Annotated in this window: 22 protein-coding genes and 1 tRNA gene; 2 read left to right on the top strand and 21 right to left on the bottom strand. The window is 51.1% G+C overall.

The features are described 5' to 3' along the window. Positions 1–6 precede the first annotated feature (6 nt). The 13 genes from nuoF to ACZ41M_RS00265 all read right to left on the bottom strand — a co-directional run bounded on the left by nuoF (position 7) and on the right by ACZ41M_RS00265 (position 8,893). Positions 7–1,299 carry an NADH-quinone oxidoreductase subunit NuoF gene (gene nuoF, locus ACZ41M_RS00325; RefSeq protein WP_464730835.1) on the bottom strand — a complete coding sequence of 431 codons (1,293 nt, stop codon included), beginning with the start codon at positions 1,297–1,299 and terminating at the stop codon, positions 7–9. Next, positions 1,296–1,784, bottom strand: a complete 489-nt coding sequence (gene nuoE, locus ACZ41M_RS00320; protein ID WP_464730836.1) for an NADH-quinone oxidoreductase subunit NuoE — start codon at positions 1,782–1,784, stop codon at positions 1,296–1,298. The genes nuoF and nuoE overlap by 4 nt, the downstream gene beginning before the upstream one ends. Before the next feature lie 35 nt (positions 1,785–1,819). Beyond that, entirely contained in the window at positions 1,820–3,073 is a 1,254-nt protein-coding gene (locus ACZ41M_RS00315; RefSeq protein ID WP_464730837.1) for an NADH-quinone oxidoreductase subunit D, read from the bottom strand. Positions 3,074–3,090: 17 nt separating this feature from the next. Continuing rightward, positions 3,091–3,732: an NADH-quinone oxidoreductase subunit C gene (locus ACZ41M_RS00310; RefSeq protein WP_464730838.1), complete on the bottom strand. Its 642-nt coding sequence runs from the start codon at positions 3,730–3,732 to the stop codon at positions 3,091–3,093. Next, positions 3,729–4,232 carry a NuoB/complex I 20 kDa subunit family protein gene (locus ACZ41M_RS00305; protein ID WP_464730839.1) on the bottom strand — a complete coding sequence of 168 codons (504 nt, stop codon included), beginning with the start codon at positions 4,230–4,232 and terminating at the stop codon, positions 3,729–3,731. The genes ACZ41M_RS00310 and ACZ41M_RS00305 overlap by 4 nt, the downstream gene beginning before the upstream one ends. An 86-nt stretch (positions 4,233–4,318) precedes the next feature. Further along, positions 4,319–4,693 (bottom strand): NADH-quinone oxidoreductase subunit A, encoded by a 375-nt coding sequence (locus tag ACZ41M_RS00300; RefSeq protein WP_464730840.1) that lies wholly within the window; start codon positions 4,691–4,693, stop codon positions 4,319–4,321. A 115-nt stretch (positions 4,694–4,808) separates the two neighbouring features. Continuing rightward, positions 4,809–4,894, bottom strand: a tRNA-Leu gene (locus tag ACZ41M_RS00295). Positions 4,895–4,952: 58 nt separating this feature from the next. After that, positions 4,953–5,306, bottom strand: coding sequence for a preprotein translocase subunit SecG (secG, locus tag ACZ41M_RS00290; protein ID WP_464730841.1), 354 nt, complete (start codon positions 5,304–5,306; stop codon positions 4,953–4,955). A gap of 96 nt (positions 5,307–5,402) precedes the next feature. After that, the gene (gene tpiA / locus ACZ41M_RS00285) at positions 5,403–6,152 is read right to left on the bottom strand and encodes a triose-phosphate isomerase (RefSeq protein ID WP_464730842.1); all 750 of its coding nucleotides are present in this window, start codon (positions 6,150–6,152) and stop codon (positions 5,403–5,405) included. Between the two features lie 186 nt (positions 6,153–6,338). Further along, positions 6,339–7,346 carry an NAD(P)H-quinone oxidoreductase gene (locus ACZ41M_RS00280; RefSeq protein WP_464730843.1) on the bottom strand — a complete coding sequence of 336 codons (1,008 nt, stop codon included), beginning with the start codon at positions 7,344–7,346 and terminating at the stop codon, positions 6,339–6,341. A gap of 17 nt (positions 7,347–7,363) precedes the next feature. Continuing rightward, positions 7,364–8,014 (bottom strand): DUF2238 domain-containing protein, encoded by a 651-nt coding sequence (locus tag ACZ41M_RS00275; RefSeq protein ID WP_464730844.1) that lies wholly within the window; start codon positions 8,012–8,014, stop codon positions 7,364–7,366. 33 nt (positions 8,015–8,047) lie between these two features. Continuing rightward, entirely contained in the window at positions 8,048–8,257 is a 210-nt protein-coding gene (locus ACZ41M_RS00270) for a DUF2788 domain-containing protein (RefSeq protein ID WP_464730845.1), read from the bottom strand. Between the two features lie 78 nt (positions 8,258–8,335). Next, positions 8,336–8,893, bottom strand: a complete 558-nt coding sequence (locus tag ACZ41M_RS00265) for a phosphoribosyltransferase (protein WP_464730846.1) — start codon at positions 8,891–8,893, stop codon at positions 8,336–8,338. A gap of 116 nt (positions 8,894–9,009) precedes the next feature. On the opposite strand from ACZ41M_RS00265, the gene ACZ41M_RS00260 reads away from it, so the two are divergent. Then, positions 9,010–9,258 carry a DUF1289 domain-containing protein gene (locus ACZ41M_RS00260; protein ID WP_464730847.1) on the top strand — a complete coding sequence of 83 codons (249 nt, stop codon included), beginning with the start codon at positions 9,010–9,012 and terminating at the stop codon, positions 9,256–9,258. Positions 9,259–9,337: 79 nt separating this feature from the next. Next, positions 9,338–10,282, top strand: coding sequence for an IS5 family transposase (locus ACZ41M_RS00255; RefSeq protein WP_464730200.1), 945 nt, complete (start codon positions 9,338–9,340; stop codon positions 10,280–10,282). A 196-nt stretch (positions 10,283–10,478) separates the two neighbouring features. On the opposite strand, the gene ACZ41M_RS00250 is transcribed toward ACZ41M_RS00255, so the two are convergent. The 8 genes from ACZ41M_RS00250 to ACZ41M_RS00215 form a co-directional block, all read right to left on the bottom strand. Beyond that, on the bottom strand, positions 10,479–10,892 hold the full coding sequence (locus ACZ41M_RS00250; protein WP_464730848.1) for a hypothetical protein: 414 nt from the start codon (positions 10,890–10,892) through the stop codon (positions 10,479–10,481). Positions 10,893–10,926: 34 nt separating this feature from the next. Continuing rightward, positions 10,927–12,267 carry an adenylosuccinate synthase gene (locus ACZ41M_RS00245; protein WP_464730849.1) on the bottom strand — a complete coding sequence of 447 codons (1,341 nt, stop codon included), beginning with the start codon at positions 12,265–12,267 and terminating at the stop codon, positions 10,927–10,929. Between the two features lie 32 nt (positions 12,268–12,299). Continuing rightward, a complete protein-coding gene (locus tag ACZ41M_RS00240) occupies positions 12,300–13,460 on the bottom strand; it encodes an ATP phosphoribosyltransferase regulatory subunit (RefSeq protein ID WP_464730850.1) in 1,161 nt (386 codons plus the stop codon). Positions 13,461–13,677: 217 nt separating this feature from the next. After that, positions 13,678–14,394, bottom strand: a complete 717-nt coding sequence (locus ACZ41M_RS00235) for a surface lipoprotein assembly modifier (protein WP_464730851.1) — start codon at positions 14,392–14,394, stop codon at positions 13,678–13,680. Beyond that, positions 14,391–15,191 carry a tetratricopeptide repeat protein gene (locus ACZ41M_RS00230; RefSeq protein ID WP_464737476.1) on the bottom strand — a complete coding sequence of 267 codons (801 nt, stop codon included), beginning with the start codon at positions 15,189–15,191 and terminating at the stop codon, positions 14,391–14,393. Before ACZ41M_RS00230 ends, ACZ41M_RS00235 begins: the two co-directional genes overlap by 4 nt. Then, positions 15,188–15,982 carry a transferrin-binding protein-like solute binding protein gene (locus ACZ41M_RS00225; protein WP_464730853.1) on the bottom strand — a complete coding sequence of 265 codons (795 nt, stop codon included), beginning with the start codon at positions 15,980–15,982 and terminating at the stop codon, positions 15,188–15,190. Before ACZ41M_RS00225 ends, ACZ41M_RS00230 begins: the two co-directional genes overlap by 4 nt. A 135-nt stretch (positions 15,983–16,117) precedes the next feature. Further along, a complete protein-coding gene (locus ACZ41M_RS00220; RefSeq protein ID WP_464730854.1) occupies positions 16,118–16,846 on the bottom strand; it encodes a transferrin-binding protein-like solute binding protein in 729 nt (242 codons plus the stop codon). A 285-nt stretch (positions 16,847–17,131) separates the two neighbouring features. Further along, positions 17,132–19,552, bottom strand: coding sequence for a Tex family protein (locus ACZ41M_RS00215; RefSeq protein ID WP_464730855.1), 2,421 nt, complete (start codon positions 19,550–19,552; stop codon positions 17,132–17,134). Positions 19,553–19,618 lie beyond the last annotated feature (66 nt).

Raw genomic sequence — 19,618 nt, 5'->3', positions numbered from 1 at the left:
CTTCAATTAACGATACGTGGGCACAACGCAGTTTTTGTGCTCAATGTGATAGGCGAATTCATCACGGAAGTGTTTCACAAACGAGCGCACTGGCATAGCCGCCGCATCGCCCAAGGCGCAAATGGTGCGCCCCATGATGTTACCGGCTACGGAATCCAACAAATCCAAATCCTCTGGACGGCCTTGACCTTTTTCGATACGATCAACCATACGCCATAACCAGCCGGTGCCTTCGCGACATGGGGTACATTGACCACAGGATTCTTCATAATAGAAATACGACAGGCGTTGCAACGACTTGACCATACAGCGCGTGTCATTCATCACGATCACAGCGCCTGAACCGAGCATAGAGCCAGCTTTAGAGATCGAATCGTAATCCATGGTGCATTCCATGATGATGTGCGCTGGCAATACCGGCGCAGACGAGCCACCTGGAATCACGGCTTTTAAATTGCCGCCGCGCACGCCACCGGCCAACTCGAGCAAGGTAGAGAACGGTGTTCCCATCGGTACTTCGTAGTTACCCGGCAGATTGACATCACCCGACACGGAGAAAATTTTGGTGCCGCCATTATTCGGTTTACCGATGTCCAAATACGCTTGACCACCCATTTTCAACAGGAACGGCACAGCAGCAAAGGTCTCGGTATTGTTAATCGTGGTTGGCTTACCGTACAAACCAAAGCTCGCAGGGAACGGTGGTTTAAAGCGCGGTTGGCCTTTTTTGCCTTCAAGCGATTCGAGCAAAGCGGTTTCTTCACCGCAAATATACGCACCATAGCCATGGTGTGCAAACAGGTCAAAACTAAAGCCCGAGCCGAGGATATTGTCACCGAGCAAACCTGCTTGACGCGCTTGCGCCAAAGCTTGCTCGAAAATTTCGTAGGCTTCAAAAATTTCACCGTGAATGTAGTTGTAGCCACGAGAAATGCCCATGGTGTAGGCGGCAATGGCCATGCCTTCGATCAGCGCGTGCGGATTGTAGCGAATGATGTCGCGGTCTTTAAACGTGCCCGGCTCGCCTTCATCGGTATTACACACCAGATATTTTTGCCCTGGGTATTGACGCGGCATGAAGCTCCACTTCAGACCGGTTGGGAAGCCCGCGCCACCACGGCCACGCAAAGCTGAAAGTTTCATTTCATTGATGAGGTCATCCGGCGATGTTTTTTCCGCCAAGATTTTTTTCAATACCTCATAGCCACCGCGCGCCACATAGCTGTCCAAATCCCAGTTGGATCCGTTTAAGCCCGCCAGAATCACAGGATTGATGTGTCGATCATGCAAACAGGTCATTTGTTCGACTCCCCTGACAATTGGTTGAGCAAAGCATCGATTTTTTCATTGCTCATGAAACTGCACATGGTGTGGTTGTTGTGCAAAAGCACCGGCGAATCGCCGCACGCACCCATGCATTCACCTTCTTTGAGGGTAAACATACCATCGGCCGTGGTTTCATTAAAATCAATGCCGAGTTTTTCTTTCAGATAGTCCGCTGCAGAAACGCCGCCGCTCAAAGCGCAAGGCAAATTGGTGCAGACGGTGATTTTATGCTTGCCCACCGGCTTGATGTCGTACATATTGTAAAACGTTGCTACTTCTTCCACCGCAATCGCTGGCATATCGAGTACCTGTGCGACTTCTGTCATAATTTCAGGCGAGACCCAGCCATATTCGACCTGCGCAATACGCAATGCGCTCATCACTGCAGATTGCTTTTGATCTGCAGGATATTTCGCCACTTCTATGGCGATTTGTTGTAATGCTTGTTCTGATAACATCTTCACGTGCCCCTATCTGTATTGTCTTCGATCAATCAGCGGTCAATTTCACCGAATACAATATCTTGAGTACCAATGATGGTAACCACGTCGGCCAACATATGGCCTCGGCTCATTTCATCCAATGACTGCAAATGCGCATACCCCGGCGCACGGATTTTCAAACGATATGGTTTGTTCGCGCCATCGGATACCATGTAAATACCAAACTCACCCTTTGGATGCTCAACCGCCGCATACGCCTCGGATGGCGGGATGTGCATACCTTCGGTGAACAGTTTGAAGTGGTGAATCAGCGCTTCCATATTGGTTTTCATCTCGTTACGCGTCGGCGGTGCGATCTTGTGATCGTCAATAATCACCGGGCCTGGGTTGGCTTTAAGCCACGCGATACACTGCGCCATAATTTTGTTCGCTTCGCGCATTTCTTGCATACGCACCAAATAGCGATCATACGAGTCACCGTTTTTACCCACCGGAATCGCAAAGTCGAGTTTGTCGTAGACTTCGTACGGTTGGTTTTTACGCAAATCCCAAACCACGCCCGAACCACGCAGCATCGGACCGGTAAAGCCCCATGCTTTGGCACGCTCAGGTGTCACAATACCCACGTCCACCAAACGTTGTTTCCAAATGCGGTTGTCCGTCAGCAAGGTTTCATATTCATCGACATAACCTGGGAAGCGCTGAGTGAAGTCTTCCAAAAAGTCGAGCAAAGAGCCTTCGCGGTTGCGGTTGATACGATCCACCGATGCCTGAGAACGCACTTTGGTCTTTTTCAATTTAGGCATGGTGTCCGGCAAATCGCGCGACACACCACCCGGACGGTAGTACGCTGCATGCATACGCGCGCCGGAAACGGCTTCGTATGCATCCAAGAGATCTTCACGCTCACGGAAGCAATACAAGAATGGTGTCATCGCACCAACGTCCAGCGCATGCGCGCCAATCCACAGTAAGTGATTGAGCAAACGGGTGATTTCGTCAAACAAGACACGAATATACTGCGCACGCAACGGCACCGTGATATTGAGCATTTTCTCAATCGCCATCACATAGGCATGTTCACTGCTCATCATGGACATATAGTCCAAACGATCCATATACGGCAAAGCCTGCAAATAGGTTTTTTGCTCCGCCAATTTTTCTGTCGCGCGATGCAGCAACCCAATATGCGGGTCAGCACGCTGCACCACTTCGCCATCCAACTCCAGAACCAGACGCAATACACCGTGCGCCGCAGGGTGCTGTGGACCAAAGTTCAGTGTGTAATTTTTAAGTTCAGCCATTTTTCACCCGATTCATCTTATTTGGCATTTTGCCCAAAACCCGGTTCGCGCACAATGCGTGGGGTATTTTCACGAGGCTCGATGGTAACAGGTTGATAAATAACCCGTTTTTGCTCCGTGTCGTAACGCATTTCAACATAACCAGACACAGGAAAATCCTTACGCAACGGATGACCGATAAAGCCATAATCCGTCAGAATACGGCGCAGGTCATTATGACCTTCAAACACGATGCCATACATATCGAATGCTTCACGCTCAAACCAATCTGCCGCACTCCAGATACCCATCACACTCGGCACCACCGGAAAGTCATCCTTGGGAGCAAATACGCGCAAACGCAGGCGTTGATTTTGCGTCACTGACAGCAAATGCAATACCACCGCGAAACGATTCGGCCAGCCACCACCGTTGTACTCTGAATAATCGACGCCGCACAAGTCGAGCATGATGTCAAATTTCAAAGCTGGCTCATCATGCAATTGACGCGCAACCGCCAAATAATCAGCCACAGGCACTTGTAAAGTCACCTCGCCCAAAGCATCGGTGTAGTGGTACGCATCGCCAACAATCGCTTTCACTTGATTGAGCAATTGCTCGCTACGTGATGGCGATACGGCCTCAACAGTGGTTTCAGTGTTTACTACGGACTCACTCATACGACACCTCGCGCCAACAACACAGTATTTTGAGATTTTTGTTTACGGATGATTTTATTTTGCAATTGGAAAATCCCGTAAATCAAAGCCTCGGCAGTCGGAGGACAGCCTGGAACATAAATATCCACTGGCACAACCCGATCACAACCACGCACCACAGAATACGCATAGTGGTAATAACCACCGCCATTGGCACACGACCCCATGGAAATCACCCAACGCGGCTCAGCCATTTGGTCATAAACCTTACGCAATGCCGGTGCCATTTTATTGGTCAAGGTTCCCGCAACAATCATCACGTCAGAATGGCGCGGGCTGGGGCGAAAAATCACACCAAAACGATCCAAGTCGTAGCGCGCCGCACCTGCCTGCATCATTTCCACTGCACAGCAGGCCAGACCAAACGTCATCGGCCACATAGAGCCGGTGCGCGTCCAATTCATTAAGTTTTCAGCAGTGGTTACGATAAACCCTTGCTTTTCGACGGTTGTATCACTCATCAGATTAACCTCTTTGCGAGCTATTGACCCACAGATTGCACGACAACAAAAACGATTATTTGAAAAACAAAAACGCCTGCGTGGAATTATTCCCAATCAAGCGCGCCTTTTTTCCAAATATAGATGTAACCCAAAACCAATTCGGCCAAAAACACCAGCATGACAATAAAGCCATACAGCGGCGCTTCAGGCGTTGACAAGTCTTTAAGAGAGATTGCCCAAGGAACCAAAAATGCGGTTTCCAAGTCAAATAAGATGAACAGAATGGCGACCAAATAATAGCGCACATCGAAACGCATACGCGTGTCTTCAAACGCTTCAAAGCCGCATTCGTAAGGAGATAATTTAGCCGCATCCGGTTTGCGGGGTCCGAGCAAAAAGCCGATGCCAACGACCAACAAGCCCAAACCGAGCGCTGCGAAAATGAATAGTAATACCGGAACATAGTTGGTTAAATTCATTTTATCTTCCCAAATCAAATTGATACCGAACATCCGAACAATCAACGCATTGCGCGCCCTATCGAATGTTTGCTTTACCACTCGCCCGAAACACTTTGTGTTTCAAACTACTTTTTGGTGCCGACGACGAGACTCGAACTCGTACAGCCTAAGGCCACTACCCCCTCAAGATAGCGTGTCTACCAATTTCACCACGTCGGCTTATTCTGATTTCCCCAACTACTCATTGCTTACCCGCAACCATCGCGAGCGATGCACATTATTGTGGAATTCCTTGTGTTGCATTCGGCTTAGCCGGCGCTGCTGGTTGAGCGGGTTGCTGCTCTTGAACTTTCACGTTGCTCAAATTCACACCATCATTTCTGATAGACGAAATCGGGCTAACCACAAAAGACAAAACAATGGTGCAAACCACAAATACCGTTGCCAACCATGCCGTGGTGCGGCTCAGGAAGTTAGCCGAGCCTGCCGCGCCAAATACAGTACCGGACGCACCGGAACCAAATGCCGCACCAGCATCAGCACCTTTACCTTGCTGAATCAAAACCAAGCCTATCACGCCAACGGCGGATAAAACCTGCAACACAATCATAATCGTTTTGAGTAATTCCACTTTTTTCTAATTCCTCATTGGGGTGCTGTTTTCGTTTATCGCAAAAACCGCACCCACATTTATTCTATTCGGCGTTATTGTACGCTATTTCTCGCCTCAAGCCGAGCGATAAATCGTTAAAAAATCCTCTGCGACCAATGCTGCACCGCCAATCAAGCCGCCATCTACATCCGGCTTGGCAAAAATTTCTTGCGCATTGCTGGCTTTCACACTGCCACCATACAAAATGGTCATGTCATCCGCCATTGCGCTGTCCAATTCGCGCAAAGCCGCACGAATCCAACCGTGCACTTCTTGTGCTTGCTCAGGAGAGGCGGTTTTACCCGTACCAATCGCCCAAACCGGCTCGTAAGCCAAAATACTACGTGACAATCCTGACACGCCGATGACATCTGCCACCGCTTTGAGTTGACGCAAAACCACTGCTTGCGCTTGACCCGATTCACGCTCACTCAAAGTTTCACCGACACAAATCACCGGTGTTAAACCCGCTTCCAACGCCACGCGCGATTTTTCCGCAACTACAGCATCGGTTTCGCCATACAAGCTGCGACGCTCGGAGTGTCCGATCAGCACCAATTGCACACCGAAATCTTTGAGCATATCGGCACTGACTTCACCGGTATACGCACCGCTGGCTTTATCGCTCAGGTTTTGCGCCCCGTAGGCAATATTGCTGTTTGCCAAAGCCGCTTGTACTTGCGCCAAATATGGATAAGGCGCACAAACCGCCATGCGTGCCGAGCCTTTTTCCTGCGTACCCGCGATCAATTCGTTCAACAATGCGGCGTTTGCACTCAAACTGCCGTTCATTTTCCAGTTACCGATGATCCATTGACTACGCATGATGCTCTCCGAAAAGGTTTTTGAGGACTTAATCCCCGGCGCAAATACTCGCGTCGGACAACTTTGGAATTATACGCTGTTCGGCTAAACCGGTCAATCTGAACGCAGACGATTTGCGCCGCACGCCATTAACAAACCCGCACAATCAAACACCAAGGACTGCATCCTTCTGATTCAAAACGGTTTTTAGTCATTTGCCCATGACAAGACCAATTTGCCCGAATGTTGGTTTGACTCCATATATTGATGCGCCTCACGCACCTGATCAAACGCAAACACTTGATGCACCATCGGCACAATCAATCCCTGCTCAATTTTTGGCCAAATATGCTCGCGCAAGCCTTGCGCCAATTGCGCCTTGGTATCCGCCGATTGTGGACGCAAAAATGCACCGGTCAATACAGCCTCTTTGCCCATCACCTCGTGCACCTTGATTTCCATGCGCGAGCCGGTTAAAAACGCAATCCAAGCCAAACGCCCGCGTCGCGCCAGCACGCGCATATCGCCAGCAGCAGTCGCTGTACCGAGCATATCGAGAATCACATCGACACCACGCCCTGCAGTTTTCTCCAAAACCACGTCGCTCCACTGCTCATCCAACACCACCACATCATCCGCGCCCAGTTGACGACAAAAATCCGCCTTGCTCATTTGGCGCAAGGTGACAATCACCCGATGCCCCAAAGCCTTGGCCATTTGAATCGCGCTGGCACCGATGCCACTTGCGCCGGCGTGAATCAGCAGGGTTTCCGATGACTGATACAAGCCCAATTGCGCGCGCTCAAACACATTGAGCCAAACCGTGAACAAGGTTTCGGGCAGGCTCGCCGCCTGCGCCATCGTCCAGCCGTTTGGTACAGGCAGACACTGGCGCGCATCCGCCCAAACGTATTCGGCATAGCCGCCCCCATGTGTCAACGCACACACGCGATCACCGATTTTCCACGACGAATCGCCTTTGACCTCGACCACTTCGCCCGCCACTTCCAGCCCGAGCAACGGCGACGCATCCTTCGGTGGCGCATACAGGCCACTGCGTTGCAACACATCGGGACGATTGATCCCCGCTGCATGCACGCGAATCAGCACCTGCTGCGTTAAATTAGGCCACGGTTGCGGTAACGCCACCTCAGCCAATTGCAACACCTCTGCACCACCCGTACCGTCACATACCACCGCACGCATCTTATCCATACACCCTCCGACAACCATCACGAATAAAAAAGACTATTTGACCAATTATCCAACTGCTCGATTTGGCGATCGTGCCAACGACGAAATACAAATACAGCTACCAACGCCCCGAGCAGCGCAAACCCCATATCTGACTGCGTGTCCCACACATAACCTTGCGTACCGAGAAACTCATCCGCACCCTGCCCGAGCAACACCGCCGCCAGCCACTCAATCAACTCATACACCGCACTGACCGTCATGGCCACACACACCGAAAAGAACCCTGCAATGCCACGGCCATTGACCCAAGCGCGGCGCAACATCAACTCACGCGCCACCAAAGCCGGCACCAAGCCCTGCATAAAATGACCGATTTTGTCATACGGATTGCGCGACAAAGCAAACACATCCTGTAGCCAAAAACCCAAAGGCACGCGCGCATACGAATACGCACCGCCCAAGATCAACACCAAGGCGTGTACGGTGATCAGCACATACAGTAAACTTGTCCAAGCAAAAGAACGGCGCGTCAGCCACAACAAGGGAAACGCCACGAAAACAGGAAACACCTCCATCCACCACGTCGCACGATCAAACGGACGAATGGCCGAAGCCAGCAACGCCAACACCACCAGCACGCTACCCGCCATCAACACATATCTGGAAAGCAAAAGCGGTCGATGCATCTCATCTCCTCTAATGTACGGGCGGCGGCACCATCACAAGCCGTTTACTTTTAAAATCAACTCCACGGCCAGCTTGATACCGAAGCCAACCACGCCCATCATCAACGCGATCATCATCACCATCAAACCATATTTACCTGCTTTGCTCTCATGCGCCAATTGAAACACGATGAAAAACATAAATGCGATCAGACCGCCCACCCCCAAGCGCACGGCCCACGTCGCAAACTCCGCTTCGGACATACTCTCCCCCTATCGTATTAAGGAGGCTCGGAGTAACCTCTACCGTCTGCGCTTCCTTAACTATTTTTATTCATACAATCACGTTTGCGTCTGCGACTTCTTCAACCACGCCGCCAGCATATGCGGCTGCAAAGCATCATACGCCTCAAACGGCTGATGAATCCAAGGATTGTTTTCCAAAAAATCCACACAGTAATCCGGCTTTGACTCCATATCCTCAGAAGCATGGCCTTTACGCCACAGCACCGCCGAGCGCACATCCGTGATTGCCGGATAAAACTCCTTCAAATGCGCCTTCACCGCCGCCAACGTCACGCCGGTATCAATCAAGTCATCCACCAGCAGCACGCTGCCACTCAACTCGCCCTGTGTCATCGTGATATTTTTTGCAATGTCCAGCGCGCCCTGTACCGTACCGATTGCCTCACGATACGAGCTGGTGGACAACACCGCCAACGGCTTATCAAAAATTCGGCACAGCACATTACCCGCGACCAAACCGCCGCGCGCCAAGCACAACACCACGTCAAAATGCCAGCCCGACTCATAAATCTGCAACGCCAAGCGTTCAATCATGCGGTGATAACCCTGCCAATCGACATACAAATCGGTTTCGGTGCTTTGCTGGATGCTCATTTTTATTTCCTCTTTTATAGACAAACCATGGATTGAAAGCGCAAATTGTAAGCCATTTCCCCATAAAAATGCTTACAATCTCGCATCTCTTGGCAAATCAACCAACGCGCGCTCAGATGGAACAACTCGAATTTTTCGACCTGCCCAACCCCTGCAAAGGCGTGTGCGAATCCAACGCACAAGGCCTGTGCAAAGGCTGCTTTCGCAAGCGCGAAGAGCGTCAGTACTGGCAGCACCTCACACCTGCGCAGCAATACTGGGTGCTGCGACTGTGTCGAGTTCGGGAACAAAAATACCTGCGTGCGCAATCCACGCCACCAAGCGATACCGACGAACCGACCGATCAAATGAGTTTGTTTGAATAATAAAGGAATCACGGAACAAGTCACGCAATCAGAGAATTGAAATAAAATAGTCACATCTTAAAAACACCAGAGGCATCCGATGCAGCAACTCAGTTTATCCGGCACGTTTGACAAATATCGTAAACGCACCAAACAAGAAATCTTCCTTGAGAAGATGGACAAGCTCATTCCGTGGAAAGAACTGTGTACCGTGATAGAACCGCACTATCCCAAAGTTGGCAAGGGTCGTCCACCACGAGGTCTGGAGCGGATGCTGCGGATGTACTTCGTAGCCCACTGGTTCAACCTTGCCGATGAAGCCTGTGAAGACTTTCTGTACAACATGCCCACAGCCCGCCATTTCTGTAAATTCGACCTTGGCAATGAACCCATCCCCGATGCCACGACATTGGAGAACTTTCGCCACCTACTTGAACGTCACAAGCTCGGCGAGCAACTCTTTGGAGTGGTCGGCAGCCTTCTGGACAATGCGGGGCTACGACTATCTGGCGGCACGATCGTCGACGCCACCATCATTGCTGCACCGAGTTCTACCAAAAATGCAAAGAGCGAACGCGACCCTGAAATGAGCTCCACCAAGAAAGGCAATCAGTGGCACTTCGGTATGAAAGTACATATCGGCGTGGACAGCAAAACCGGGCTTGTTCACAGCAGCACCGTGACTACCGCAAGTATTCACGACAGTCAGGAATTACCCAATCTCATGCACGGTGATGAAACTCGCGTGTACGGCGATTCGGCCTACATCGGCCAGAAGACCACTATGCGTGAACGCTCATCCAAAGCCAAAGACTTTACCAATCACCGCAAATTCCGCAATCGTGACCTGACCGATGAACAGCGTATGAGCAATCGCCGCAAGAGTTCTGTGCGTGCCCGTGTTGAGCATCCCTTCCTCTGGATCAAACGCATTTGGGGCTTTGCAAAAGCGCGCTACCGTGGCTTGGCTAAAAACGCTAATCGTGCGTTTGTCCTGCTTGCCTTGTTCAACATCGTCAAAGGAAATCGACCTTTGACACCATAAATCCGTCTGCAATGCGCCAAAATACGGCGCATTGCAGTAAATCACCCGTTTATCGGGACTATTTGTGATGAGTTTGAGGGGGATTCCGTTTTCAAACTCATCACTTCAATTGAAAATGGGATGGTGTGAGCTTAATCCGCGCTTCCTAAAAAAACAGCCCTCGAAATGAGGGCTGTTTGATGTATTACCCGCTCCATCACGGAGCCAAACGCACGCGCACATTCACCACGATCGGATGAGGCGCTTTACTGCCAATACCATTCAAATGTAAATTCGGCAAAGGCGAGCGGCCAAACTCTTGGACAAAGCAGTTCGAAAAAGCAGTCTGTGGGCGAACCTGAGCATCACTCAAAATACCCTCTGCGCGCACCGCGCCGACCAAAGTGAATTTCTGCTCGCCACCAACAACCCCATTGATACCGCCGACATTTTGGCGCACACATGAATTGATCGCAGTTTGAATATACGGCATCAACAATTGATCGTATCGTGCGCCTTCAGGCGACTTGATGGCCTGTTGTGCCAACGTAACCCGATCTGCAAAACCATCGGCAAAGGCAGGCGCAGCGCACAGCATTCCGACCAAAAAACACACTTTAGAATAACTCATCATCACCTCTGTTCAACGAACGGTTTTTCATTGATTACGCCAACAACAATGTCTTCGATTTATTGATGGTATGCACACGGTCAGGGCCGGTCGATACGATGTCGATCGGTACGCCGCAGACTTCTTCGAGGCGATTCAAATACGCCTGTGCATTGGCCGGTAACTCATCCCAAGATGTCAGACCATAAGTGGATTCCGTCCAACCGGCGAAGGTTTCATACACCGGCGTGCAGCGCGCCACTTCATCAGCCCCGCGCGGCAGCAAATCCACGCGTTTACCGTCGATTTCATAACCCACGCAGAGTTTGACCTCCGGCAACCCGTCCAACACGTCCAATTTCATCATGGCCAAACCAGTCACGCCATTGATTTGAATGGAGCGTTTGAGCGCAGCCGCATCAAACCAACCGCAGCGACGCGCACGCCCCGTCACCGAACCAAATTCTTTACCGACTTCAGCCATGTGTTTACCACTGGCGTCGTTCATGCCGTCGGCGTTGTACAACTCGGTCGGGAATGGACCCGCGCCAACGCGCGTGCAGTAGGCTTTGGTGATGCCGAGGACGTAGTTCAAGCGATTAGGTCCCACGCCCGCACCAGCTGCCGCCGCACCAGCCACACAATTGGAGCTGGTCACGAAAGGATAGGTGCCATGATCAACGTCAAGTAAAGTGCCTTGCGCGCCTTCAAACAGCAAGCGCCCGCCTTTGGCCTGAATCTCATACAGCGTCGCAGACACGTCATCCACCATTGGTTTGAGCTGATCCGCGTAGGACAAGGCTTCGTCCAAGGTTTTTTGATAATCTACCGCAGGCGCGCCCAAATATTGGGTGAGCATGAAGTTGTGAAACTCCAAAGTTTCTTTGAGTTTGACCGCAAACAATTCAGGATCAAACAAATCCTGCACACGCAGGGCGCGACGCGCCACTTTGTCTTCATACGCCGGACCGATGCCTCGGCCAGTCGTGCCAATTTTCGCGGCACCACGCTTGGCTTCACGCGCTTGATCGACGGCAATATGGTACGGCAAAATCAACGTGCAGGCTTCGGAAATGCGCAGACGTGAGCGCACATCCACGCCGGCGGCTTCGAGTTCGCCAATTTCTTTGAACAAAGCTTCGGGCGAGAGTACCACGCCATTACCGATAAAGCACGGCAGACCGGCATGCATGATGCCCGACGGGATCAGGCGCAAGACGGTTTTATGCCCGTTGATAATCAGCGTGTGACCGGCGTTATGACCGCCTTGAAAGCGCACCACGCCCTGCGTGGTTTCGCTCAGCCAATCGATGATTTTGCCCTTGCCCTCATCGCCCCACTGTGTACCGATGACCACCACATTACTTTGCGCATTCACTTGCTGTACCGTACTCATAGCTTTTCCTTCAATTCAGTTTTAAATTCAAATCAGGCTTTCGCCTTTACCAACCATTCGTCGCCCTCGCGCACCAATTCACGGTCGCACACAAACTCGTCCTCTTCATGCGCATCGCCTGCGGGCAGCGGAATCACCACTTCGCCTTGCGCACGCAATTGCGCAATCGCCGCCTGTAACGACGCATCGAACAACCACGGCGCAGCGATTGCTTTATTCGCCGGCAGGGTCGGTAAAATCTCCGTGATTTCGCGCAAATCCAGCGAAAAACCTGTTGCCGGACGCGCACGACCAAAGCGTTCGCCAATTCGATCGTAGCGGCCACCGCGCGCAATCGCATTCGGCATACCCGCGCAATACGCGGCAAACATCACTCCGGTGTGATAGCTATACCCGATCAAATCCGCCAAATCAAACTGCACCACGCCATCGGTATCGAGCTGCGCCAAAATCGCCAACTCATCCAACGACTGGATAATGCGTTCATGCGGCGGCAACACTTCACGCGCGCGCGCCAAAACCTCCACACCGCCGTACAAATCAAGCAGCGCCAACAGCGCCGCGCACACCGACTCCGGATAATCCTGCGTACACACGCGCAAAGCAGCGCTGTCTTTAGCCTGCAACGCAGCGTACACATCCGCCGTATTTTTCAACAGATCGCTTGGCACATCGGCCAGAATCGCACGCACGATCTGCGCATGCGACACATCCAAACGCACGCCGGGCAATTTGGAATATTTCAACGCCTCGATCAACAAGGTCTGAATCTCCGCATCGGCCTCCAAACCCTGATGACCGTACAACTCCGCGCCGACCACCAGCGGCTCGCGCGAAGTCAGCAAGCCCACCGCTTGCGCATGAAACACTGAGCCGCAGTAACACAAACGCGTCAAGCCCCTGCGATTGAGCAAGTGTGCATCAATACGCGCTGCCTGCGGCGTCATATCCGCGCGAATTGCCAGCGTACGACCCGTCGACTGATCCGCCCACTTCACCGTGCGCAGATTCAAATCATCATCCTCATCATCCAACAGCGCATCCGTATACTCCACCAGCGGCGGAATCACCAGCTCGTAGCCATAACGCTTGAATAAATCCAACAGCCCACGACGCAAAGCTTCCAAGGTGCGCGCCTGTCGTGGCAACACATCGGAAATCTGATCGGGCAAAACCCACGCATTTGTACTCATAAATTGACATCCATTATTCAAGGATTGCACCGCAGCAGCGCATCACACGTCATACAAAACCACACAAAAAAACACGCCTTAACAATGATTGAAAAGGCGTGTTTTATAAATATGATGGGGCGGGCGAATGGCTTTCGATGCACCCTGTGCTTTTCAGCCATATTCTACGGGAAAATCCCCCGTCAGTCATGTGTTTTTATTGAATCGTCGCCACGAATCAAAACCGACGATCCAAACTCAGATACACCCGCTGCTTTTGATAAGCGTACAAACTGATGTTGCTGGTGGTTTTTTGCGCCTCAAAATTCAGCTTCGGCATCACACCCCAGACATACCAACGGCGATTCCACAGTGTCAATGTGCCGTTGTACTCACGCTCCTGTCTGCGCACCCCGAAAAAATTCGGCTCGTCAAACCGCTTGCGCGCCATCGAGCCTTGCAACTGCGCCGAAAACCCCGAAGCAAAATCATGCGTCACGCCCGCCCTGACACCCGTACGCCACGAGGAATCACTTGCATCCTGCGTCTGATCGCGGGTCAAATCCATACCCAACACCAGTTGCGTGGTCGAATTGAAGGCGTGACTCGCGCTGAGCGAAACAAAATGATAATCACCATCCAAATATCGGCGCTCGTCATAACGGTTGCGACCATACTCATACGCACCACCGACTTGCCAATCCGGTTTGACGATGTACGAGCCGCTCAAGCGCACACCATAGGTATGCGAATACGCGCGATTACCAAACCAACGCTGCTGATAAAACGGCACCGCTGCCGCGTAGTAGCGCGCCGTTTGTCGCTGATAGCCCAGATTTGCCCGCGCAATCAAATCATCATACGCATGTTGGTTCCAATATGACTTACCATTCACACTCACGCTGCCCGTGATCGCGTTTTGATCGGACACATACACATCGCGCGCAACATTCACGCCATAGCCCAAACCCTGCGCTTTTTTGGCAAACTATCAGGTGTTAAAACCCATGCTTGCTTTACTCCATTAACCCTAATTTCACGCTCACTGGGCGCATTATTCACGTTATTATCATTCAGATAATTCAACCAACCATCCACGCGCCAAGCATTGCGCCGACGAATCGCCGTCAGATACTGCTCAACGGTTTGCACCACCTCAGCCGGTGGCTGATCCGCGCGAATTTTCTCAAACTGAAAAACCGCCGCCTCATTTTGCTGATTCTCAAACAACGCCTGCGCCAAATACAAACGAATCGGGGTCAGTGTCGGTTTATCCGCCAAAATCGCTCGATAAGCATCAATTGCCTGCACATACTGACCACGCGCATGCGCCAAACGCGCCCGTGCAAACGACAGCAGCGTTTCATCTCGTGGCGAGACCTGCGCATACAAAGGTAATAAATGCGCTGCGATAGACCATTTATGTTGCTGAATCGCCGCATCCAGAGTCTGCGCCAAAAGGAGCGGATTAGCAGACAACTGCTCATCCGTCAGCTGAACTTCTTGAGAAGGCTGATTTTTCTCCCCAAATTTTACATTGGGATCAAGTGTATTGGATATACCAACCGCCGCAGGCTCGGGAATTATTACTTCCTGCCCATGTGTCACGCCGTACCAACCTACCCCTAAACCAGCCAAAACCAGTTTGACAGTATTTGAAAAAAGTATGGAACTACAAAAAAAGCGAGAAGTCCTCTCGCTTTTTTTAGAATATTGCAATTGAAATACGATGCGATTAAAACTACAACTCACTGTTTTACCCCATAAAAAGCGCCCACCGCATAAGTGCTGGCCTCTTTAAAAACGCCGCCCAATTGCTCTGCATTCGAGCCAAAAAACTGTCCCTTGGTTTGTACCGAGGCCTCACTAGATGATTTGAACGAGTTGCCGATTACATTAGCATTTAACTGAATCGCCCCACCATCTCGATCACTACGTGCAATCGAACCTGTCAATTTCTTATTACCAAAATCCACAGAGATATCAGTACCAGCAGGCATTAAAGAACTAAAAGAACTACCAGTACCTGCACCCCAGCCTGATTCTAATGTAGCACCACCTTTATACTGAGCAATCCCTGAGTTTGGCATATTAGCCACATCGGTTGGCTTTCCATTGTAAAACGCATACCAAACATTGTCCTTCATGAGCATACCTACAATATAATCCGCTTGTTCAGTGTACGCATAAATACTCTGTGGCGTAAAGCCGTTATGCTCATTACTACCCGCAGAAACACCACCTGTCTGCATTACCCACTGGTTATTGAAGCCCGCTTTGTAACTGCCAATATCCAGCTTTTCTCCGCCAATAATCACTGTTTTAATGTTTGCCTCATCAAAGCTCAAGGTCTGTTCTTTGTTACCACCCGTCATAGTGAAATAACTCACGCTCGAATCTGATGGCGAAGCTACAGGAGGCAACGTAACCACAGAAATAGAAGAATTACCCGATGAAGATACGCCCGAACCGCTGCCACCAGAACCACATGCGGCTAAAACCAAAGTTACTAAGATCGTCGTCGTACAAGTCATTCTCTTCATATCATCCTTCCTTTAGTTCAATCTAAAATTAAGACTATAGGCTAACTAAAACTGAAGCAAAAAGCAACTCAATCTCTCGATGTAAGTTGCTTTATTTAAACCCGAATATATTGAACGCACTGTGTAGCGATTGAATTACTGCTTTTTCGCACCAAACGAGAAAGTGTAGCCTTCTTGGCCATGCGCATAACCACCCAATTCCGCGGCATTCGGACCAAAGAATTGACCAGCAAATGTACCTGCAGTATCTGCGGCAGGATGTGCAAATACACCGGCAAAAGTATTATTCAGAATCTTGCCATCACGGAATTCGTACACTTGCACACCATCAACGGTACTGCCCGTTCCAGTCAAGGTCTTATTGGCGAACGACACATCAAACTGCGTGTGGAATGCTTGGCGATCGGAGGTCATGCCGTCGCCGAGTAACAAACCTTTGTACTGAGCGCTGCCGGTAGTAGGCATATTGCTGGTCGGTACACCAACCGAGAACACTTCAGACGGAGATGATTGGTTTTTTGAAAAAACTGAACCAAAACGTGAGTAACTGTAGGTCGACCCACCCACAGCAGTCGTCAAACCGCTGCCATCGGTAGAGCTAACTACAGTACCCGCTTTGGTACTCGGCAGAGTGATATCCAATGTTTTGCCTTCGTATTGGTAGGTATACTTCGCACCATCCGAGGTAGCGGCGGCCAAATTGGTACTGGCGGTGCCTTGTGAACCATAGCCGGCTTGTTTAAACTCAGTTACAGTCGGCTTAGTCGGGGGAGTCGGTGTGGTGGGATTGCTGTTTGAAACACCCGAGCCGCTACCGCCTGAACCGCATGCGCTCAAAGCAACCGCCGCCGCAACTGAAACCAACCATAATGTGTTTTGTGATTTTTTTATAATAGTTCCTTAACATTAAAAGTACATTTAAAAATAAATCTGCTTAATTAACAAAAAACAGAATAATTATTCATTAACAATAGATTTTATTTCATTATTATACCATAAAATATAAAATAAATGGTATTACCAATTTACCATTAAGCCCAATAAAGAGTGGTATTGTTAAATACCACTCTTTATTCAACGCTTTTATTGTTGCGAACCATACCAACGCAACGCGCATCAACCCAAAATCAGCACATAGTCAACCCGCCATCACCTTTTGAGTTTGGCAAACGCCGCTGCCATCGCGGTTTGGCCGGCGTCGTTCGCGCGCGAATGGCCTGCACCACGGCGATCTTGGCTGCGTTGTCCGTTATTCGGGCGATCTTCACGCCCTCCACGCTCTCTACGCTCGCCGCGTTCTTTAGGTGCGCCCCCTGCTGCGCCCGGTTCGTCGTCCAAGCGCATACTCAAGCCAATTCGCGCACGCGCCACGTCCACTTCCATGACTTTGACTTTGACCAATTGCCCCGTTTTGACCACTTCACGCGGGTCTTTGACGTAGGTATTGGACAATGCGGAGATGTGTACGAGACCGTCCTGATGCACGCCAATGTCGACAAATGCGCCGAAATTCGCCACGTTGGTAATCACGCCTTCGAGCACCATGCCTTCGCGCAGATCTTTGATGCTGTCCACGCCATCGCTAAAGGTCGCGGTTTTGAATTCACCACGCGGATCACGCCCAGGTTTCTCCAGCTCGTTGAAAATATCCATAACGGTGGGCAAGCCGAATTGTTCATCGGTGAATTCGCTCGGCGAAATGCCTTTGAGCGCTTCTTTGGTGCCCATCACGTCCTTGATGCCTTTTTGAATGCGCGCCAAAATGCGTTCAACCACGGGATAGGCTTCTGGGTGAACGGCGGAGGCGTCCAGCGGATTGATCTCGGCGTTATCCGTATCGGCATTGATGCGCAAAAAGCCTGCTGCTTGTTCAAAGGTCTTTTCACCCAGACGCGGCACTTTTTTCAGCCATTGGCGATTGACGAACGCGCCGTTCGCCTCACGGTATTCGACGATGTTTTTCGCCAGTACCGTGTTCAGGCCGGACACGCGCGCGAGCAACTGCGCCGATGCGGTATTCACGTCCACACCCACCGCGTTCACGCAATCCTCAACCACGGCATCGAGTGCACGCGCCAATTCGCGCTGATTCACGTCGTGCTGATATTGACCCACGCCGATGGATTTCGGATCAATTTTGACCAATTCGGCCAAGGGGTCTTGCAATCGACGCGCGATCGACACCGCGCCACGCAAGGATACGTCCAAATCCGGAAACTCTTTGGCGGCCAACTCGGAAGCGGAGTACACCGATGCGCCTGCTTCGGACACGACGATTTTTTGCACGCCATTACCAACGATTTTGATCACGTCTGCAGCGAGTTTTTCGGTTTCGCGGCTGGCTGTGCCGTTGCCAATCGCGATCAGCCCGACGTTGTGTTGTTTAACCAGTTTAAGCAAGGCATTGATCGAGCCATCCCAGTCATTACGCGGCTGGTGCGGGTAAATCGTGTCGGTCGCCAGCAGTTTGCTGGTCGCGTCGATCACCGCGACCTTCACGCCCGTGCGAATGCCCGGATCCAGACCGATGATGGCTTTTTGCCCCGCTGGTGCGGCGAGCAGCAAGTCGCGCAGGTTTTTGCCAAAAACATTGATCGCCTCGGTTTCTGCCGCTTCGCGCAGCGTGCCGAGTAATTCGGTTTCCAGGTGCAGTTGCAGTTTGACGCGCCACGCCCAGCGGGCGCAGTTGAGCAAAAACGCATCGGCAGCACGGCCTAAATCTTTGATATTAAACTGCTGCGCGACCAAACCTTCGCATGGGTGTGGCGTTTGCGACTCCAATGATTCGTCCAATCCCAAACGCACACTCAGCACGCCCTCGTTGCGCCCGCGAAACATCGCCAACGCGCGGTGCGACGGAATGCTGGCATAGTTTTCGGAGTAGGCGAAGTAGTCTTGGAACTTCTGCCCTTCGGCCTCCTTGCCCTCGATGACGCTCGCATAGACCACACCGTTTTTGTTCAAATAGCCCCGCAGATGCGCCAGCAATTCGGCGCTTTCCGAAAAATTCTCGGCCAAAATATCACGCGCGCCGTCCAGCGCCGCTTTGGCATCGTTGATATTCGCTTCGGCGTTGAAATATTTCGCCGCCTCAGTTTCGGGATTGAGCGTCGGATCGGCCAACAATGCCAACGCCAACGGCTCCAAGCCCGCTTCGCGAGCGATTTGCGCCCGTGTGCGACGTTTCGGCTTATACGGCAGATACAAATCCTCGAGCAATTGCTTGGTCATCACCGCATCAATCGCCGCGTGCAACTCCGTGGTCAATTTACCCTGCTCATCGATGGATTTTAAAATCGCACTACGGCGCTCCTCCAATTCGCGCAAATAACGTAGGCGCTCGTCCAAATCACGCAACTGCGTGTCATCCAAACCATTGGTCGCCTCCTTACGATAACGCGCAATGAACGGCACCGTCGCGCCTTCATCCAATAATTGCACGGCGGCCATCACTTGCGCGACACGAATTCCCAAATCACTGGCGATTTGGGGGATAATACGAGCCTTCAAGGTTTCTTCGGCCGTGGCGACTGTGGTAGTTGCAAGGGTTTCATTGGCGACAGCATTCATCGGTGTATCCATTTATGTTATTAAAAATCAAGCGGTTAATTCATTCATTGAGTGTTCACTCAAATA

The sequence above is a fragment of the Puribacter membranae genome, assembly GCF_055380425.1.
The sequence above is the reverse complement of the archived record's forward strand: the minus strand, read 5'-3'. Positions and strand labels throughout refer to the sequence as shown.

Bases quoted from the DNA above. Each gene is read 5' to 3' on its own strand.
- ACZ41M_RS00310 (WP_464730838.1), bottom strand. From the start codon at position 3,732: ATGAGTGAGTCCGTAGTAAACACTGAAACCACTGTTGAGGCCGTATCG.
- ACZ41M_RS00270 (WP_464730845.1), bottom strand. From the start codon at position 8,257: ATGTCCGAAGCGGAGTTTGCGACGTGGGCCGTGCGCTTGGGGGTGGGC.
- ACZ41M_RS00240 (WP_464730850.1), bottom strand. From the start codon at position 13,460: ATGAGTACAAATGCGTGGGTTTTGCCCGATCAGATTTCCGATGTGTTG.
- ACZ41M_RS00315 (WP_464730837.1), bottom strand. From the start codon at position 3,073: ATGGCTGAACTTAAAAATTACACACTGAACTTTGGTCCACAGCACCCT.
- nuoE (WP_464730836.1), bottom strand. From the start codon at position 1,784: ATGTTATCAGAACAAGCATTACAACAAATCGCCATAGAAGTGGCGAAA.
- ACZ41M_RS00245 (WP_464730849.1), bottom strand. From the start codon at position 12,267: ATGAGTACGGTACAGCAAGTGAATGCGCAAAGTAATGTGGTGGTCATC.
- ACZ41M_RS00260 (WP_464730847.1), top strand. From the start codon at position 9,010: ATGGAACAACTCGAATTTTTCGACCTGCCCAACCCCTGCAAAGGCGTG.
- ACZ41M_RS00265 (WP_464730846.1), bottom strand. From the start codon at position 8,893: ATGAGCATCCAGCAAAGCACCGAAACCGATTTGTATGTCGATTGGCAG.
- ACZ41M_RS00255 (WP_464730200.1), top strand. From the start codon at position 9,338: ATGCAGCAACTCAGTTTATCCGGCACGTTTGACAAATATCGTAAACGC.
- tpiA (WP_464730842.1), bottom strand. From the start codon at position 6,152: ATGCGTAGTCAATGGATCATCGGTAACTGGAAAATGAACGGCAGTTTG.
- ACZ41M_RS00215 (WP_464730855.1), bottom strand. From the start codon at position 19,552: ATGAATGCTGTCGCCAATGAAACCCTTGCAACTACCACAGTCGCCACG.
- ACZ41M_RS00250 (WP_464730848.1), bottom strand. From the start codon at position 10,892: ATGAGTTATTCTAAAGTGTGTTTTTTGGTCGGAATGCTGTGCGCTGCG.
- ACZ41M_RS00275 (WP_464730844.1), bottom strand. From the start codon at position 8,014: ATGCATCGACCGCTTTTGCTTTCCAGATATGTGTTGATGGCGGGTAGC.
- nuoF (WP_464730835.1), bottom strand. From the start codon at position 1,299: ATGACCTGTTTGCATGATCGACACATCAATCCTGTGATTCTGGCGGGC.
- ACZ41M_RS00300 (WP_464730840.1), bottom strand. From the start codon at position 4,693: ATGAATTTAACCAACTATGTTCCGGTATTACTATTCATTTTCGCAGCG.
- ACZ41M_RS00305 (WP_464730839.1), bottom strand. From the start codon at position 4,232: ATGAGTGATACAACCGTCGAAAAGCAAGGGTTTATCGTAACCACTGCT.
- ACZ41M_RS00280 (WP_464730843.1), bottom strand. From the start codon at position 7,346: ATGGATAAGATGCGTGCGGTGGTATGTGACGGTACGGGTGGTGCAGAG.
- ACZ41M_RS00225 (WP_464730853.1), bottom strand. From the start codon at position 15,982: ATGAAGAGAATGACTTGTACGACGACGATCTTAGTAACTTTGGTTTTA.